This window comes from Enterococcus durans NBRC 100479 = LMG 10746 (assembly GCF_001544215.1).
Taxonomy (GTDB): domain Bacteria; phylum Bacillota; class Bacilli; order Lactobacillales; family Enterococcaceae; genus Enterococcus_B; species Enterococcus_B durans.
This window is the reverse complement of record NZ_BCQB01000031.1, coordinates 1-14,876: the sequence shown is the minus strand read 5'-3', so window position 1 is coordinate 14,876 and position 14,876 is coordinate 1. Positions and strand designations below refer to the sequence as shown.

The following is a 14,876-nucleotide window of genomic DNA, read 5'->3' as shown; positions in this document are numbered from 1 at the left end:
ATCCTCACGTTCTAATCTTCTTTATTTAAGCTACCTTTTTTCGTTTTCGTCTGTGCATAGGCTTTTAGCAAAATAACACCGATGACACCTGTTACAATCGCATTTGTGATCCCTGCAACGATACCTTGTGTAAAGACTTTGCTTGGTGCCTCCGCATAGATCAAGATATCTCCGATTGGTGCAATCACTACCCATGTAATCAAATTGGCGATCGTTTCACCAACAAGAAATGTCCCGATTTCTTTTTTCCCAAAAGTTCCTTGTTCGATTGGGATACGTTTAGCTAACAAGCCAAAGAAGACACCTAAAATACCTGAAGCAATGATCCATGACCACCATGCCCCATAGGTTGTCAAGTCACCAAGTGCATGGCCGATAAAGCCTGCTAACCCTGCAACGATAGGGCCATAAACAACGCCTAACAATGCCAAGAAAGGATACGCCGTTGCGATATCCGTATTAGGAATCCCTGTTGGAATAGTTACGAAACGTTTCAAAATGAAGAAGACCGCTGCGCCGATACCAATTGCTACAATGTGTTTTACCGTGAATTTTTTACTCATACTTTTTTACCCCTTTTTAATTAATACGTAATAAGTGCTTCTTTTCTTAGTTCTTTTCTTAGTTCTTTTCTTAGTTCTTTTCTTAGTTCTTTTCTTAGTTCTTTGTCAGTTCGATCGTCCAGTCATTGCCTGTTCCGATCTTATATACAGCTGAAAATGAATCCAGATTGATCCCTAAACCAACGTTCAATAATGAATTGATGTATAATACCGCTTTTTTTGGCGCTACTTGAGCAAACGAACGTCCAAAGACAACCTTATCTTGGTAACGGACTACACCTTGATAGTATATTTTTACTAGTAAGCTTTGTCCATATTCAATTTGCCAATTTTTGAAAAAATCCACCGGAATGTTCGTCCAAAGTGAGCCGAAACGAATATCGGTGATATCGATCGTACCTGTCGTTGTATGTTCATTTTGGACAGGAGCGATCAATGGGAATGTTACTAACTCGCTCGTTGGAATGACTGAACCTAGTTCGTCAAATCGTACATTTCCACTAGCTAGTCGAGCCCCATTGTATACATAGACATTGCGTCCATGGAATGTATGACTTTCTGATGAACCTGGCAAACGCTGTGTTTCTTCATCAATTTGACGGACTTCTTTGATTCCTACGTATTGTGCCAAATATGTCAATGTCCCATTGTCTGGCGTGATGACATATTGCCCATCTTTTAATTCTGCCACGACACTTCGACGCGTTGAACCAACCCCAGGATCAACAACCGAAACAAATACCGTGCCCGCTGGCCAATAACTTGCTGCTTGCAATAGACGGTAACTTGCATCATGAATATTGTATGGTTCAATCTCGTGAGTGAGATTATTGATGATCAAGTTGGGCTCAACTTGATAAGCCACTCCATACATTGCATTTACCGCGCCATCTTGCAACCCAAAATCGGTTTGTACTACTAAAAATCCTGCCATAATTCGTCCACCTTCCAATTCTTTATGTCCGATGAGTCTCTTTATGAGATAGTCATCCTTGCTTAAAAGCAAATACAAAAAATGCCCCTAGCAAAAAATTTGCTAAGGGCATTGGACATGCGTTACCACCTTTAATCATAAAATCCTCACAGATTTCATCTCGATCAGTACCCAAAAAGTTTGCATCTTGGAGACTGTGCCTTGTTAACGGGGACAACCGTACTTCCTTCATAAAGTCGGGAAATCCGCTCAAAAGCCATTTTCAAGTAATTGATGCGCATCCCCTCTCACCAAGCAGGAATTCTCTTTAGCGTACATGGTTACTCTACTTTCTTTTTCATCGCGTTTTAATGATTGGTAATAAAATAGCAGAGTTCATTTGATTTGTCAATCAAGAAAAAAATTTTTTCTTTTAGCTAGTCTAATGCTGACTTTCTGATTTTTGTGCTATCGATTTTACTAAGTATACTTTTTTCAAAAATAAAAATTAATTACAGCGGAAAAAACTGTTGTCCATTGTTGGAATTTTTACTTCATACTGTATAAAAAGTTATTCGAAAAGAGGCAGCTAGTATGAAACCAGAAGAAAAGAATAGTTTAAAACAGGAATTACTCCATTCTATATTTTCCTATCGCCAGCAACAAATAAATAACTATCAACAAAAGTATACAAAACAAGATATAATGGTGTGTCTTTCCCATTTAAAAAGCAAAAAGCCTGAGGATCAATCTTTTTTTGATCAAACCATTTCCGCTGCAAAACAATTGACTTTGCCAAGTATAGAAAAATATTTTGTCCGTCAACTTCAAAGTAGAATGATTACAGTTGATAATTTCAGCGTACAGTATGAATTGATTGCAAAAGAACTTGCGCAAAAACTTTGTCCTTTCGATGATCTTATTTACATAGAAAAAATGCTCACTATAGAGTTGTTAAAAGAAAAAATCGAAAAAAAGTTAAAGTTCTCTTCAGCAGATACGAAAAAGTTTTCCACTTATGATTGGCAGCACCAAGACACTGATTTTGATTCTTTCTACCAAGCAGCTCAAACTGCTTATCCGCAATTCAATTGGGACGATCTCTTGTCATCGACTACTCTTGAAGTCAAAACAAAATTGTATAAAACAATGAATCCGCCAGATTATCACTACAAAAATGAATTGTTTAATCTCATGCTCTACCAGGTTACTACTGAACATCTCCAATTTTCAATGCGAAATGGGCGTATAACTACCAGTGTCATTTCTAAATTTAAGGCACCTCCTTTACCATCTGTTTCCCAACTAACTAAAAAAAGCAAAGCTGCATCTGCACTTGATAATGAGAAAAAAGAACCGCTAAGTAAGCAGACATCGTTTCTTACCAAAGACTGAGTACTAGGTAGCAAGATCTGATAGATAGAACAAAAAAACGTGAGAAATCGACAGTTAAGTCTAATTCTCACGTTTTTCATTGGTTTAATAAATGTATAGAAAGCCATTGTTTTCTAGTCAATTGTTTTTGAAACGACGATCTCTGATTTTTTACTGCTGTATTCTGGCATACTATGGAATAATTTTTGCAATAATGGACTTTGATTATGTCCTTCTACAGCTTGTTGATCCCGCCAGTTTTCGATCATGACGAATTCATTTTCTGTATCAATTGATTCAAACAATTTATAGCTTAGACAACCGTCTTCTTTTTTTGTTGCTTCGATCAAATTTTTAACTTCTGCTAAAAATTCATTTCTTTTTTCAGGCTTAATAGAAAATTTTGCATTGATTACGATCATATTAGTTCCCTCGCTTTACTTAAAAGATGTGATTTTTTCTGAAGCTAAACGAACAGATTCATACCCTTGGTCTACTGCTTTACCTACTGATAGAATCATAACAGGTACATAACGTTCTTTATCTAAATCAAAAGCTTCCGCTAATTGATCGGCTTCAAATCCACCGATTGGATTGGTATCATATCCATGACCGCGAGCAATTAACATGAACTGCATTGCAGCTAAGCTAGCATCAATTTTTACAACATCATTCATTTCTTGACGAGTAAGGTTTTTGTAATAAGGAATAATAGCTGCTAATTGTTGGTCACGGACTTCAGCTGGCATTTTCCCTTCTTCTACTGCTTGGTTGTAGATTTCTTCGCCGTATTCATAGCATTCCATGTCTCCAAAAATCAAGACCATCGCAGAAGAAGTATCATTTTGACGTGTGTTGAAACGGATCAGTGGTTTTAATTTAGCTTTTGCTTCTTCACTTTCGACTACAACAAAGCGCCAAGGCTGTAGATTTACTGATGAAGGAGCCGTTGTTGTTTCTTGGATCATTTCTAACATTTCTTCATGAAAGATTTTCACTGTTTCATCATAGACACGTACTGATTTTCTACCAAATACGATTTCTGAAAAATCATTGTTTGCTAATTCTTTGCTCATTCTTCTCGCTTCTTTCTTTATTCATCGGTATTTTGATATAATTTATCTAATAATCGAGTTAGTTCAATTAGTTCTTTCTCAGATAAAGAGAGACACAAAGAGTTATTGGAATTTTGATGATCTTTCTCACACTGAGCCAATTCTTTGATTGCTTTTTCTGAAAGTAAAACGAATACTTCACGATTATTTTCCGGATTTCTTTTTCGTATAACGTATCCTTTCTCTTCCAATATTTTTAAATGCCGTGAGATAGCTGCATTGTCAATTTTCATCTCTAGTTGGATCTGACTCTGCAAGCATTCCCCATGTTCACTTAAAAACATCAGCAGCTCGTATCTACTCAAGCTGAAACCGGTCTTTTTTTCAAATAAAGCTGTACCCTCTTGACTAATGATTTTGATTTGATAGAGCAACTGGCTTAGTTTTCTTAAATCCATCATTTCCCTCCTTCATTGACTAATCAATTATTGACTTGTCAATAATATAGACGATATTTGTTGATTTGTAAAATAGCAAGACAAAAAAAGTTGAAGCAACCACACGCCTCAACTTTCTCAATTATCCCTATTTGATAGGAGCAAATCTAAAAAATATCTGCTTATCACTAAATTTCCGATGTAAAATGAAACGTTTCAAGCATTCTCCTTAATTGCTCAGAGCGCTATCTATATGATACTAGTGATGGATCAAGAAACAACTGCATGTTCATAAATTCTAGCTGGTGTGGTAAATACCGCTTAAATCTCATGCAATTCACAAACTTCCGAATACTTTGCGACAACTTTACCGCATTTTTCTAATATTTCTTCATGGTCGCACTCTTGGTATTCCTCTACACATAAAACGACACAATTTTCCATTTTACTGATCACTTCGCCAATTACTTTGTTTTTTAAGCCTATCGGTCGGCAAGCATATTTTTGTCCTAAAATGATTTCTTCGTTACTCATATCTCATCCACCTTTAATCGTTTTAACATTTTATAAAATGATAATAACATTAAAATTAGATTATGAAAACTAAAAACCATTATAATATTTCAAAAAAATGAGGTAAAAGTAACAATACTTTCACCTCATCCGCTAAATTTTGAGAAATCATAGAAACAGAAGGACTTTCATCGAAAAAATAAACCAACATTTCCAAAAAACGAGCCGCAACTCTCTCAGTTTCTTCTTATTTTTTCGGCTCGACACAACTGTTTCATCCTCATTTTTTATTTAGAAATAACACTAATTGGCATATTTCCAACTAAAAGCGCTACATATTTCTCCAAGTTTTCTTGATCAATGCGGTCGTAGCCATTGGTGACGCCACAGTCAATGTCTAATACCCCAATCAATTGGTCGTTTTTGACCATTGGTACGACGATTTCAGACTGTGCTGCTGAATCACATGAAATATAGTTTTCATGGGTTTTAACATCGTCAACGATCAATGAGATCCGTTTTTGTGCAGACTCCCCACAAACACCTTTGCCCATTTTGATTCGCGTACAAGACACGCGTCCTTGGAAGGGTCCTAAAATCAATTCTTCGCCATCGAAAAGATAATATCCGGCAAAAACTGTTTCTGGTAGGGTTTCATTTAAAAGTGCGGAAGAATTGGCTAAGTTAGCTAACCAATTGTCTTTAGCTTCCAATAGTCCTTCTTGCTGTAATAATAATATCTGGTATGCATCCTTTTTTTGTTTCTCTGTCCACATGACCCCATCCACTCCTTCTATGCAAGAAATTATAGCCTAGAAATCGTGGTCTGACTAGTCTATAAATTTAAAAGAGTTGAAAAATTTGGTTTTTCCGCCTTCCACCGTTTCTATTCATTCTAAAACAATAAAAGAGTGTGAGAAAAAGCAAGTCACACTTTTTTTCATACGCTCTCTCATTCTTATAGGTAACACAACTACGATTGCTTGATTGCCGTATCTATTCTGCTTGTTGGATTTCTTTTTCCAAATCTGCATAGTCGATTTCGCTTTGAACAAAAGTTGGATCATTTACTGGAAAGTGTTGGACCAAGCTTTCGATTTGGCTGCTTTCAACAGTACCATCCGCTAATTCAAAATCCATGACATGCCCGCCAAATTTTCTGGTATCATCAATAAAATGCAGATGGAACCCAGCTGCTGCTACACCTTGGAACAGTTCTGGGGTAAAAAATCCTACGAGCGTACCTTGGACATTCTCTTGATAGAACTCCGGTTGCGATTCAGAAATCTTGGCTAATCTTCGATAAGGTTTTTCTTGTTTTGGCATGATTCTGATATGCATTTTTTTGAAGGTTCCTGTGATTTTTATCGCTAAAAACAAGTTTTTCCCATCTTCTTTGTCAAGGATGTCTTTTTTTAATGTCTCACCATCTGTTTCTGTTGTTACATCAAATGAACGATCGACTGTGAAGTCTGTAATGGCAGAATAAGGCGTCAGTTCCTCTCCTGTCAATCGTATGACTGCGCCATCAGAACGACCTTGATAGGCTTCTCCATCCAAGAAAATGACTTCTCCATCTAATCCATGTAATGTGCCTAATCCCAACGTTCCATGTTGGAGTACTTGACCGATTGTTTCAGTTCCGTCCATCAAGCCGGCCATCAATGCGCCTAAGGTTCCGTGTTGATACAATACCTTTTCACTCATGCTCGCATCTCCTTAATAAAATTGATCTGGTAAAATCGTTTCGCCTAATTTTTCATTGTCACGGTAATCAATCGGAATATCGATGATCACAGGACCTTCTGTTTCAAATCCTTCTGCTAATGCTTGATCCAATTCTTCCACATTTGTCACACGTAACCCTTTCGCACCAAATGCCTCTGCATATTTTACAAAATCAACTGGGCCAAAGTTGACACCAGATGAACGTTGATATTTCATGATCTCTTGGAATTCTACCATGTTGTAGCGACCATCATTCCAAATCAAATGGACGATATTCAATTTTTTGCGCACTGCTGTTTCAAGATCTTGTGCAGAGAACAAGAAACCGCCATCCCCAGATACTGAAATGATTTGTGTGTTTGGTCGAACTAACGCCGCAGAAATAGCCCAAGGTAAGGCAACTCCTAATGTTTGCATGCCGTTACTGAACAATAGATGACGTGCTTCATAACTTCTAAAGTGACGTGCCATCCAGATATAATGACTACCGACGTCAACAGTCACAGTCATGTCATCTGTTACTTTTGCTTGAAGCGTATTGATCACTTCTAACGGATGCAAGATTCCTTCTTCACTTTTTGATTCAACGATATCTCTTGCCGCAAGTTTTGCTTGTAAAGAAGCAAGATATTCCTTCGCATCAACAGATACTTGTTGTGGCTCTAAGGAAACAGTCAATAGGTCTAATGTTTCTGAGATATTTCCGATCAATTCTCTTTCAGGTTGCATATACGGATCAATTTCTGCTGGCGTTTCATCAATCACAATAATGCGCGCATCTTTTTCGGCATTCCAGTTTCTAGCTTCATATTCGATAGGGTCGTAGCCAATTGCAATGACCAAATCACTACGTTTCAACAACATATCTCCAGGTTGGTTTCTAAATAGTCCGACTCTACCAAAGAAATGTTCTTCTAACTGACGAGAGATCACTCCTGCTGCTTGGAAGGTCTCTACTACAGGTAAGCCTGTTTTTTCAACTAAATTCCTGATTGCTGTGGTTTCTTTTTCACTTGACCCACGCATTCCTACAAGTAGGACGGGTAATTTAGCTTCACGGATACGTTCAGCCAAATAGTCGATATCTAAAGCTGATGCTGATCCCAATTGAGGGTCTCTCAAAGGTTGGATCACTGCATTTTTAACAGGTGCATCGACTACATCTTGTGGGATACTGATGAAGCTTGCCCCCTTTTTAGAGCTTTTCGCCATACGATAGGCATTTGCGATTACTTCAGAAATCGTTTCTGGATCTTGGATTTCAGCACTATATTTTGTGATAGGCTGGAACAATGCTGCGTTATTCATGCTTTGATGCGTCAATTTTAGCAGATCACTACGTTTTACTTGACCAGCAATTGCAAGAACAGGATCACCTTCTGCAGTAGCAGTAACTAACCCAGTTGCTAGGTTGCTTGCTCCTGGTCCACTTGTAGCAATCACTACGCCCGGTTCACCTGTGATCCGCCCGACCGCTTGAGCCATAAAAGCCGCATTTTGTTCATGTCTAGTAACGATCAACTCAGGGCCACCATCTTCTAGTTCATTGAACACACCATCGATTTTTGCACCTGGAATCCCAAATACATAATCCACATGATGATTTATCAGACTTTCTACTACAGTTTTAGATCCTTGTTTCACTTTATCAGCCATTGTTTTTCTCCTTTTTCATTCCATTTAATTAAAAATAGAGACATTGATTAGTACAGTTTTAAAACCTGTTTCAAAATGTAGTTTAGCACTAATCAAGCAATTTGTGTAGTGATATGTAAAAAAAGATAGCGATAAAAGTGATATACTTCAAAAATAAGCAGGAATTCAAAAAACACTTTTCACATTTTTGAGGATTTCGCTTTTCCCTTTGACAGTTCGCTTCTGTACTTTTCTTCAAATTTAAAGGATGAGGGACAAATCTAAAAATCAGTTTTGCTACAGACTCTCGAATAAACGGTGAGAGCAGAAGCAACTCCTTCGGAAATAAGCCGAAATTCACAAAAATTTGAAAAGCAATTTTCGTGAATTTCTTCTTATTTCTCGGAGTTAAACACTTCTGTCCCAGCCTCTCTTACTCTATTCTCATGAACGATACGTCTTACCTAAAATATTTAATCCGATCACACGATCTTCCATGTGTGCGATTTTTGGTAGATGTCCCCAAGTCCCATACCCATTTTTTTCAAATAGGCGTTGACTTGCTTGATTGATATCAAAAATAAAGGCTAATACTGTTTCGATCTTCAGGCGTGATAACTGGCTTTCGACAAAATGCAACGCTTTTTGCCCAAGCCCAAGCTTCTGACAGGATTGATCAATGTAAATACTGATCTCTACCGTTTGATCATAGGCTGGCCGTCCATAAAAATCACTAAGACTGATCCAACCAACAACTTCTCCTTTTTCTTCGATAAGCCATAAAGGCCGATGATCAGAGTCATGCGCTTCAAACCAGTCGATTCTTGACTCTACTGTGATGGGTTTCAAATCTGCTGTAGCCATCTTGCCAGGAATTGCTTGATTATAGATTTCAACGATTCGTGGTAGTTGCTCTATGGTTGCGTTCAAAAAATTCGTCACTGCTTCTATCATCCCATTCATATTAAGGTAAAATTTTTTAAGGACAATTATAGCATTAACCACGTTAGATAGCCATCCTTGATCGTCAAAATAAAAAAAGGCAAGATCACCTCATTCTTTCGACTCCACCTGTTCAAATATCCTATAAGAAAAAAGCTGGCGATGCGAAAAGGGATACTGCATCTAAAAGTGAAAAACACCATTTGCCAACGACTCTCTTCAATTTTTCTAATGAAAACGACAAGCATACATGATATGATAGAGGTAATAAAAAATTATCAGGTGATAAAATGGATAAAAATAATTTGAATTTTTATAGTTCATTAGTCAAATTTCTTGGCCAAGCTTTAGGTGAAAATTATGAAATCGTTCTACACAATCTTGAAGAGGACCACTTTCATATTGCCGCCATCGAAAACAATCATATCAGCGGTCGAGATATCGATTCACCGGTAACTGGATTCGCTTTTGACTTGATTCGTTCAAAAAAGCATCTGTCACAAGACTATTTAGTGAACTACAAATCCCAGACGATCAACGGAAAAAATCTGAAAGGTGCTACTTTTTTTATTCGAAATGATCAAAATGAATTGGTTGGATTGTTGTGTATCAATCAGGATATAAGTAAATATCAGCAGTTGTCACAAGAAATACTGGGGTTAGCTGGCTTAGCAAAAGAATCACACTCTCATGTCGCCTTAGACACTGCTTTATTTTCTGACTCTGTTGAGATCTTGGAAGAAACGATTGAAGGAATCATTTATTCGATTGTTTCTCCAGACTTATTGGATCAACAAATCACGCTAAATAAAGATTTAAAAGTTGAGATCATTCGTCAGTTAAATGAAAAAGGGGTATTCCAAATCAAAGGGGCAGTCTCACAAGTGGCTAAGATCCTAAATATTTCTGATCCAAGTGTCTATCGCTACCTTAAAATAGCCGAACAAACAAAATGAACAAGAGAGAAAGGACGAGCGTGGGACAAAAGTAAGAAACACTTTTGTCTCATTCTTTAAAAACGAATAAACGGTGGGAGCAGAAGCAACTCCTTCGGAAATAAACACTTCTGTCCCAACCTCATCCTTTTTCCACTTTTTTCTTTTATTTATTCTTCACTTGTCTTTTTCGTTACTGGTGCCAAGAAAGCTTCCTTATCAAATGTCCCTTCCCACTTATCTACCATGATGGCAGAAACCATCGCGCCAGCTACATTCAACATTGTACGTCCCATATCAACGATCGGATCGATCCCAAAAATCGCACCAATACTTGTCAATGTGTGCCCAAAACCTAACCCATTCAATGTAACAGTTGCAGCGACTGTCGCTGTACCTGGTACGCCGGCTATACCAATTGAGCCAACTGTAACTACGACCACCACTAAAATATAAAAGGAAAGGTTCATTTCTGCACCAACAGCCGAGCCCATCAATACACCTAACATCGCAGGGAATACCCCAGCACACCCATTCATTCCAATCGATGTTCCTAATGTAGCGACAAAATTTGACGTCTCCAATGAAACACCCAGATCTCCATTCAACGTTTTTAGTGTATAAGGCAAAGTACCTACACTAGAATGGGATGAAAAAGCGAATAATAGAGTCGTGAAGGCTTTCTTATAAAAGATCCATGGGTTGACACCCAGTACCATAAGAAGGAAAACGTACACGATAAGCATGAGTATGACACCTGTATATAACGCTGCGATAAAGCCGATCATCCCCATGATTGCTTGGATACCTCTGGAAATGATCGTATTGCTCACTAAAGCTACTACACCGTAAGGCATCAATTTGATGACATTTGTCAGCACCGAATTCACAGTCACTTTCAAGGAATCAAGCAGAGTCACAAAGGGCGCAACTTGTTCTGGTTTTTTTACTTCTAAAAAACGGATCGCGCCGGCAAACATTGCCGCAATGATCACGACTGAGACAATACTACCATTGTTCCCCATGACACTAATGATGTTATTAGGCACAAGATTAAGGAAAAATTCTGGGAAACTTTGCGAAGCGATATTAGTCATGTTTTCGACGCGTTCTGCTGCCAGATCACCAGCAAATTCTGCACCATTCAGTTGAAATAGTTTCACAACAAGTATACCTAACAATGCAGAGATCGCAGTTGTTCCAAGTAATGTGGCAAAAGTTTTCCCTGTTAGATGCTTCAGGCACTCGCCTTTTACTTCCACCACGACTTTGATGATCGATAAAAACACGACCGGAATAGCTAATAATTGGATCATTTTTAAAAAGCCCGATCCAACTAATGCATACCATGTATTGATTTCTGTTCGAGCAAATTCCGTATAGACTTCATTAGTGGAACCAACTAGATCCACAACAATCCCTAAGATCAGACCTAGTATCAAAGCATAGATCATTCGTTTTGAAAAATTGACTCGTTTATTTTTCATATATTTCATGATAGCTAATGAACCTAACAATAAGACCAGTCCAAAGACTGTATAAAAATTACTTAGTTTTAAAAATTGAGTAAAAAAAGGGGCATTGGTCACTTTATCCATCTCCTTTATTTTGCAGTATTTGCAACGACATTGATTGCTTCCCACGTGGAAGCAAATGGAGGAGCGTACGCAAAATCAATAAATCCTAGTTCTTTAGTTGTCATTTGTCCATGTATTGCCACAGCTAACCCCGTAGAACGGAGTACCGTTTCATTTTTGCCGAATAATTGGGCACCATACACTACTTTTGTCTGTTTGTCATACACAAGCTTGATTTTTATTTTTTCCTGCACACTATAATAGTTCGAATGGTTTGCTACCTCTACGCAAGTAGTACTGTAGTCCATTTTCGCTTGTTGTGCTGCCTTTTCTGTAAGGCCGACACTAGCGGCTTCATAGTCTCCGATTTTGATCGCACTACTACCTAATGCACCTACGTATTCTTCTGTTACCTTCTCACTACTGATATTGATTCCCACGATTCGTCCCATTTTATTCGCTGTCGTAGCTAATGGTAGATAAACGTCTCCCAACAAACGGTGAGGTATCGAGGCACAGTCACCGGCGGCAAAAATGTCTTTTTGCGAGGTTCGTCCGTAAGTATCAATTCTGATAGCACCATTTTCCAAACAATCAAGTTGTCCATCCAAGAAACCAGTATTCGGGGTGAATCCTATTGCAAACAGCACTGCATCAGTTTCATATCGCTGTTTACTTGTCTGTATAGCATGGACACGCCCACCTTGCTGTTCTATAGCTACTACTGCCTCTCCTAAATGAAGGTTCACACCTTTTTCTTGGATCGCTTCTGCTATTTTCTCAGAAAATTCCTGATAGAATGTTCGGTTCATCAATTCTGTTTTTGTTTCGATTATATGTACTTTATTTCCCGTTTTCACCAATTGGTCCGCTAATTCCAAACCGATAAAACCACCACCAACGATGGTGATTTTTCTATAGCTCGGTAGCGCTTGTTTAAATCTATTGATCTCTGATAATTTAGTTGCCGTATAAACATCCTTAGAGTCACTGCCCGCAATAGCTGGAAGCAATGGACTGGCACCTACCGCCAACATCAGGCGATCATATTTCTCATAGAATCGTTCATTTGTTGCTAGATCCTCCACTAGCACTCGTTTCTTCTCACTATCTAACTCTTGAACTTTGTGCTTTAATAACAAACGAATGCCCAAGCGCTCTATTTGTTCTGGGGTCCTTGCAAACATTTCGTTTTCATCACTGAATTCCCCCCCTAAATAATAGGGAAGGCCACATGCCCCGAATGAAACATACTCTTCTTGTTCAATCACGATTATTTCAGTGGATGGGTCCAGGCGCTTAGCCTTTGCTGCTGCACTCATGCCGGCCGCTATCCCACCGATGATCACAATCTTCATTTTTCCCCTCCTAACTTTCTTCCATTAGAATCAGTTCGATCTCGATCAAAGCACCTTTCGGCAGAGCTCCTACTTGAAAAGCAGAGCGAGCAGGAAAACGCTCACCAAAATATTCTTGATATACTTGGTTGAATGTTGCAAAATGTCCAATATCTGCCAAAAAACAAGTAGCTTTTACAATTTCATCAAAAGTTAGTTCTAAATCCTTGAGTATATCAGTTATATTTGCCATTACCTGTTTCATTTGCTCTTCGATCGTTGAGCCGTTCAGTTGATCTGTTTTTGGATCTATTGGCAACTGTCCTGAAATAAAAATAAAATCATTTGCTCGACGGTACTTTTCATAAGGCATTTTTGTTTCTTCTTTCGTCATTGTTCCCTCCTTGAGTGATAAATTTTTATCAAAAAACATATTTAAATAAAAAATTATCACAATTAACTATATCAGTAAAATGTTTTTTAGTTTTTTTATGTGTAGAAAAATTAGTATAATTGCATATTCTTTATAATAATCTATGTTATTAAATTAAAAACTCCTTTGATAATTTTTTATCAATAAAACGTTGATATAAAGAGAACGAGTATGCTACTTTTAATGCGCAAATGAAAACAAACTTTGGAGGAACGATTCATGAAAATCAATACGAAGTTACTGCATGACTATCCGATGATCGACCCTGTTACTGGTGCTTCATCCATCCCCAAATACCAAGCATCGACTTTTCATCAGCAAGATGTCTTTACCCATACTGGATTTAGCTATACGCGTTTTGGGAACCCTACGGTCGAAGCTGCTGAAAAATGTATCGCATCTTTAGAAGATGCTACTTTTGGATTGGCCTTTTCTTCTGGAATGGCTGCCATCAACGCGGTCTTGTTTCTACTGTCAAAAGGTGACCATCTGGTATTAGGAAAAAACATTTATGGTGGCACCTTCCACAGCATCCATTTGTTTCTTTCACGATTTGGGATTGACTGTACATTCGTAGATGAAACAGATAATGGTTCTTGGGAAAAAGCAATTAAAAAAGAAACAAAAATGTTTTATATCGAAACACCTTCAAATCCATTATTGACGATCACTGACATTAAAAAAGTAGCGGAAACTGCCAGAAAACATGGGATTCTTACCGTTTCCGACAATACTTTTATGTCCCCACTCTCGCAACACCCTTTATCCTTAGGCGTAGATATCGTCATACATAGTGCAACTAAATTTATCAATGGACATAGCGACGTAGTAGCTGGCTTAGTTGCTACAAATCAAGAAGCGATTTATAAAAAATTAAAGGAGCATCAGATCGCATTAGGTGGGATCTTAGGACCAGAAGATGCTTGGCTATTATTGCGTGGAGTAAAAACGATGGGATTAAGGATGGAGAAGTCCATCAAGAATGCTTCTAAAATCGCCACCTTTCCATCTGAACACACTAAAGTAAAAAAAGTCTATTATCCTGGATTAGCACAACATCCAGGGTATCAAGTGCATCACCAACAATGTGAGAACTCTGGAGCAATTCTCTCTTTTGAATTGGAAACGGTCGATCAGATCCAGTCTTTATTTACTAACTGTCGATTGCCAATCGTTGCGGTCAGTCTTGGTGGCGTGGAATCGATTCTTTCTTATCCTTGGGCAATGTCACATGCGAGTATGCCAGAAGAAGAACGGCTAAAAATGGGGGTGACGGAAACACTCGTCCGTCTATCTTGTGGGATAGAAGATGAAGAAGACTTGCTGAATGATCTGACACGTGCACTTGGATAATGTCGTGCTGATAGTACTTGCGACAACTATTACAGGAAAAAAACTGGAACGGACAAAGTTTCTGTCCATTCCAGTTTTTCT

Annotated in this window: 16 protein-coding genes, 1 pseudogene and 1 other annotated feature; of the genes and pseudogenes, 3 read left to right on the top strand and 14 right to left on the bottom strand. The window is 38.1% G+C overall.

Features of this window, described 5'->3' with window-relative positions; all coding sequences use genetic code 11:
- Positions 1 to 11: 11 nt before the first annotated feature.
- Both ED2_RS09555 and ED2_RS09550 read right to left on the bottom strand, forming a co-directional pair.
- The gene (locus tag ED2_RS09555; RefSeq protein ID WP_005876741.1) at positions 12 to 563 is read right to left on the bottom strand and encodes an ECF-type riboflavin transporter substrate-binding protein; all 552 of its coding nucleotides are present in this window, start codon (positions 561 to 563) and stop codon (positions 12 to 14) included.
- A gap of 94 nt (positions 564 to 657) precedes the next feature.
- Positions 658 to 1,497 carry an SAM hydrolase/SAM-dependent halogenase family protein gene (locus ED2_RS09550; protein ID WP_060789775.1) on the bottom strand — a complete coding sequence of 280 codons (840 nt, stop codon included), beginning with the start codon at positions 1,495 to 1,497 and terminating at the stop codon, positions 658 to 660.
- Positions 1,498 to 1,598: 101 nt separating this feature from the next.
- Positions 1,599 to 1,847, bottom strand: a binding site (T-box leader).
- 223 nt (positions 1,848 to 2,070) lie between these two features.
- Here ED2_RS09550 and ED2_RS09545 point away from each other — a divergent pair.
- On the top strand, positions 2,071 to 2,871 hold the full coding sequence (locus tag ED2_RS09545; RefSeq protein ID WP_005876930.1) for a hypothetical protein: 801 nt from the start codon (positions 2,071 to 2,073) through the stop codon (positions 2,869 to 2,871).
- A 113-nt stretch (positions 2,872 to 2,984) separates the two neighbouring features.
- Here ED2_RS09545 and ED2_RS09540 read toward each other — a convergent pair whose 3' ends face one another.
- The 9 genes and pseudogenes from ED2_RS09540 to ED2_RS09505 form a co-directional block, all read right to left on the bottom strand.
- Positions 2,985 to 3,272: a putative quinol monooxygenase gene (locus tag ED2_RS09540; RefSeq protein WP_005876932.1), complete on the bottom strand. Its 288-nt coding sequence runs from the start codon at positions 3,270 to 3,272 to the stop codon at positions 2,985 to 2,987.
- Between the two features lie 15 nt (positions 3,273 to 3,287).
- Positions 3,288 to 3,926, bottom strand: coding sequence for a nitroreductase family protein (locus tag ED2_RS09535; RefSeq protein ID WP_016177521.1), 639 nt, complete (start codon positions 3,924 to 3,926; stop codon positions 3,288 to 3,290).
- Positions 3,927 to 3,943: 17 nt separating this feature from the next.
- Positions 3,944 to 4,363: a MarR family winged helix-turn-helix transcriptional regulator gene (locus ED2_RS09530; protein ID WP_016177520.1), complete on the bottom strand. Its 420-nt coding sequence runs from the start codon at positions 4,361 to 4,363 to the stop codon at positions 3,944 to 3,946.
- A 300-nt stretch (positions 4,364 to 4,663) separates the two neighbouring features.
- On the bottom strand, positions 4,664 to 4,876 hold the full coding sequence (locus ED2_RS09525) for a hypothetical protein (RefSeq protein ID WP_060789774.1): 213 nt from the start codon (positions 4,874 to 4,876) through the stop codon (positions 4,664 to 4,666).
- 266 nt (positions 4,877 to 5,142) lie between these two features.
- Entirely contained in the window at positions 5,143 to 5,631 is a 489-nt protein-coding gene (locus ED2_RS09520) for a free L-methionine (R)-S-oxide reductase MsrC (protein WP_016177519.1), read from the bottom strand.
- Positions 5,632 to 5,851: 220 nt separating this feature from the next.
- Positions 5,852 to 6,562 carry an acetolactate decarboxylase gene (gene budA / locus ED2_RS09515; protein ID WP_005876940.1) on the bottom strand — a complete coding sequence of 237 codons (711 nt, stop codon included), beginning with the start codon at positions 6,560 to 6,562 and terminating at the stop codon, positions 5,852 to 5,854.
- A 12-nt stretch (positions 6,563 to 6,574) separates the two neighbouring features.
- Positions 6,575 to 8,239, bottom strand: coding sequence for an acetolactate synthase AlsS (alsS, locus tag ED2_RS09510; RefSeq protein ID WP_016177518.1), 1,665 nt, complete (start codon positions 8,237 to 8,239; stop codon positions 6,575 to 6,577).
- A 286-nt stretch (positions 8,240 to 8,525) separates the two neighbouring features.
- Positions 8,526 to 8,645 (bottom strand): annotated as a pseudogene (locus tag ED2_RS16400) (DUF3788 family protein); the annotation flags it as partial.
- A 17-nt stretch (positions 8,646 to 8,662) separates the two neighbouring features.
- Complete coding sequence (locus tag ED2_RS09505; RefSeq protein ID WP_005876944.1) at positions 8,663 to 9,223, bottom strand: GNAT family N-acetyltransferase; 561 nt, start codon at positions 9,221 to 9,223, stop codon at positions 8,663 to 8,665.
- 227 nt (positions 9,224 to 9,450) lie between these two features.
- Between ED2_RS09505 and ED2_RS09500 the strand changes: the two genes are divergently transcribed.
- Entirely contained in the window at positions 9,451 to 10,116 is a 666-nt protein-coding gene (locus tag ED2_RS09500) for a helix-turn-helix transcriptional regulator (protein WP_016177517.1), read from the top strand.
- Between the two features lie 149 nt (positions 10,117 to 10,265).
- Here ED2_RS09500 and ED2_RS09495 read toward each other — a convergent pair whose 3' ends face one another.
- The 3 genes from ED2_RS09495 to ED2_RS09485 are packed head-to-tail and all read right to left on the bottom strand — an operon-like array spanning position 10,266 to position 13,403.
- Positions 10,266 to 11,684, bottom strand: coding sequence for a cation:dicarboxylate symporter family transporter (locus ED2_RS09495; protein ID WP_016177516.1), 1,419 nt, complete (start codon positions 11,682 to 11,684; stop codon positions 10,266 to 10,268).
- 14 nt (positions 11,685 to 11,698) lie between these two features.
- Positions 11,699 to 13,030, bottom strand: coding sequence for a CoA-disulfide reductase (locus ED2_RS09490; RefSeq protein WP_016177515.1), 1,332 nt, complete (start codon positions 13,028 to 13,030; stop codon positions 11,699 to 11,701).
- Between the two features lie 10 nt (positions 13,031 to 13,040).
- Complete coding sequence (locus ED2_RS09485; RefSeq protein WP_005876951.1) at positions 13,041 to 13,403, bottom strand: Rid family detoxifying hydrolase; 363 nt, start codon at positions 13,401 to 13,403, stop codon at positions 13,041 to 13,043.
- Between the two features lie 258 nt (positions 13,404 to 13,661).
- Here ED2_RS09485 and ED2_RS09480 point away from each other — a divergent pair, with 258 nt between their 5' ends.
- Positions 13,662 to 14,795 carry a trans-sulfuration enzyme family protein gene (locus ED2_RS09480; protein WP_016177514.1) on the top strand — a complete coding sequence of 378 codons (1,134 nt, stop codon included), beginning with the start codon at positions 13,662 to 13,664 and terminating at the stop codon, positions 14,793 to 14,795.
- The last annotated feature ends 81 nt before the right edge of the window (positions 14,796 to 14,876 follow it).

Bases quoted from the DNA above. Each gene is read 5' to 3' on its own strand.
- ED2_RS09555 (WP_005876741.1), bottom strand. From the start codon at position 563: ATGAGTAAAAAATTCACGGTAAAACACATTGTAGCAATTGGTATCGGC.
- ED2_RS09550 (WP_060789775.1), bottom strand. From the start codon at position 1,497: ATGGCAGGATTTTTAGTAGTACAAACCGATTTTGGGTTGCAAGATGGC.
- ED2_RS09545 (WP_005876930.1), top strand. From the start codon at position 2,071: ATGAAACCAGAAGAAAAGAATAGTTTAAAACAGGAATTACTCCATTCT.
- ED2_RS09540 (WP_005876932.1), bottom strand. From the start codon at position 3,272: ATGATCGTAATCAATGCAAAATTTTCTATTAAGCCTGAAAAAAGAAAT.
- ED2_RS09535 (WP_016177521.1), bottom strand. From the start codon at position 3,926: ATGAGCAAAGAATTAGCAAACAATGATTTTTCAGAAATCGTATTTGGT.
- ED2_RS09530 (WP_016177520.1), bottom strand. From the start codon at position 4,363: ATGGATTTAAGAAAACTAAGCCAGTTGCTCTATCAAATCAAAATCATT.
- ED2_RS09525 (WP_060789774.1), bottom strand. From the start codon at position 4,876: ATGAGTAACGAAGAAATCATTTTAGGACAAAAATATGCTTGCCGACCG.
- ED2_RS09520 (WP_016177519.1), bottom strand. From the start codon at position 5,631: ATGTGGACAGAGAAACAAAAAAAGGATGCATACCAGATATTATTATTA.
- budA (WP_005876940.1), bottom strand. From the start codon at position 6,562: ATGAGTGAAAAGGTATTGTATCAACACGGAACCTTAGGCGCATTGATG.
- alsS (WP_016177518.1), bottom strand. From the start codon at position 8,239: ATGGCTGATAAAGTGAAACAAGGATCTAAAACTGTAGTAGAAAGTCTG.
- ED2_RS09500 (WP_016177517.1), top strand. From the start codon at position 9,451: ATGGATAAAAATAATTTGAATTTTTATAGTTCATTAGTCAAATTTCTT.
- ED2_RS09490 (WP_016177515.1), bottom strand. From the start codon at position 13,030: ATGAAGATTGTGATCATCGGTGGGATAGCGGCCGGCATGAGTGCAGCA.
- ED2_RS09485 (WP_005876951.1), bottom strand. From the start codon at position 13,403: ATGACGAAAGAAGAAACAAAAATGCCTTATGAAAAGTACCGTCGAGCA.
- ED2_RS09480 (WP_016177514.1), top strand. From the start codon at position 13,662: ATGAAAATCAATACGAAGTTACTGCATGACTATCCGATGATCGACCCT.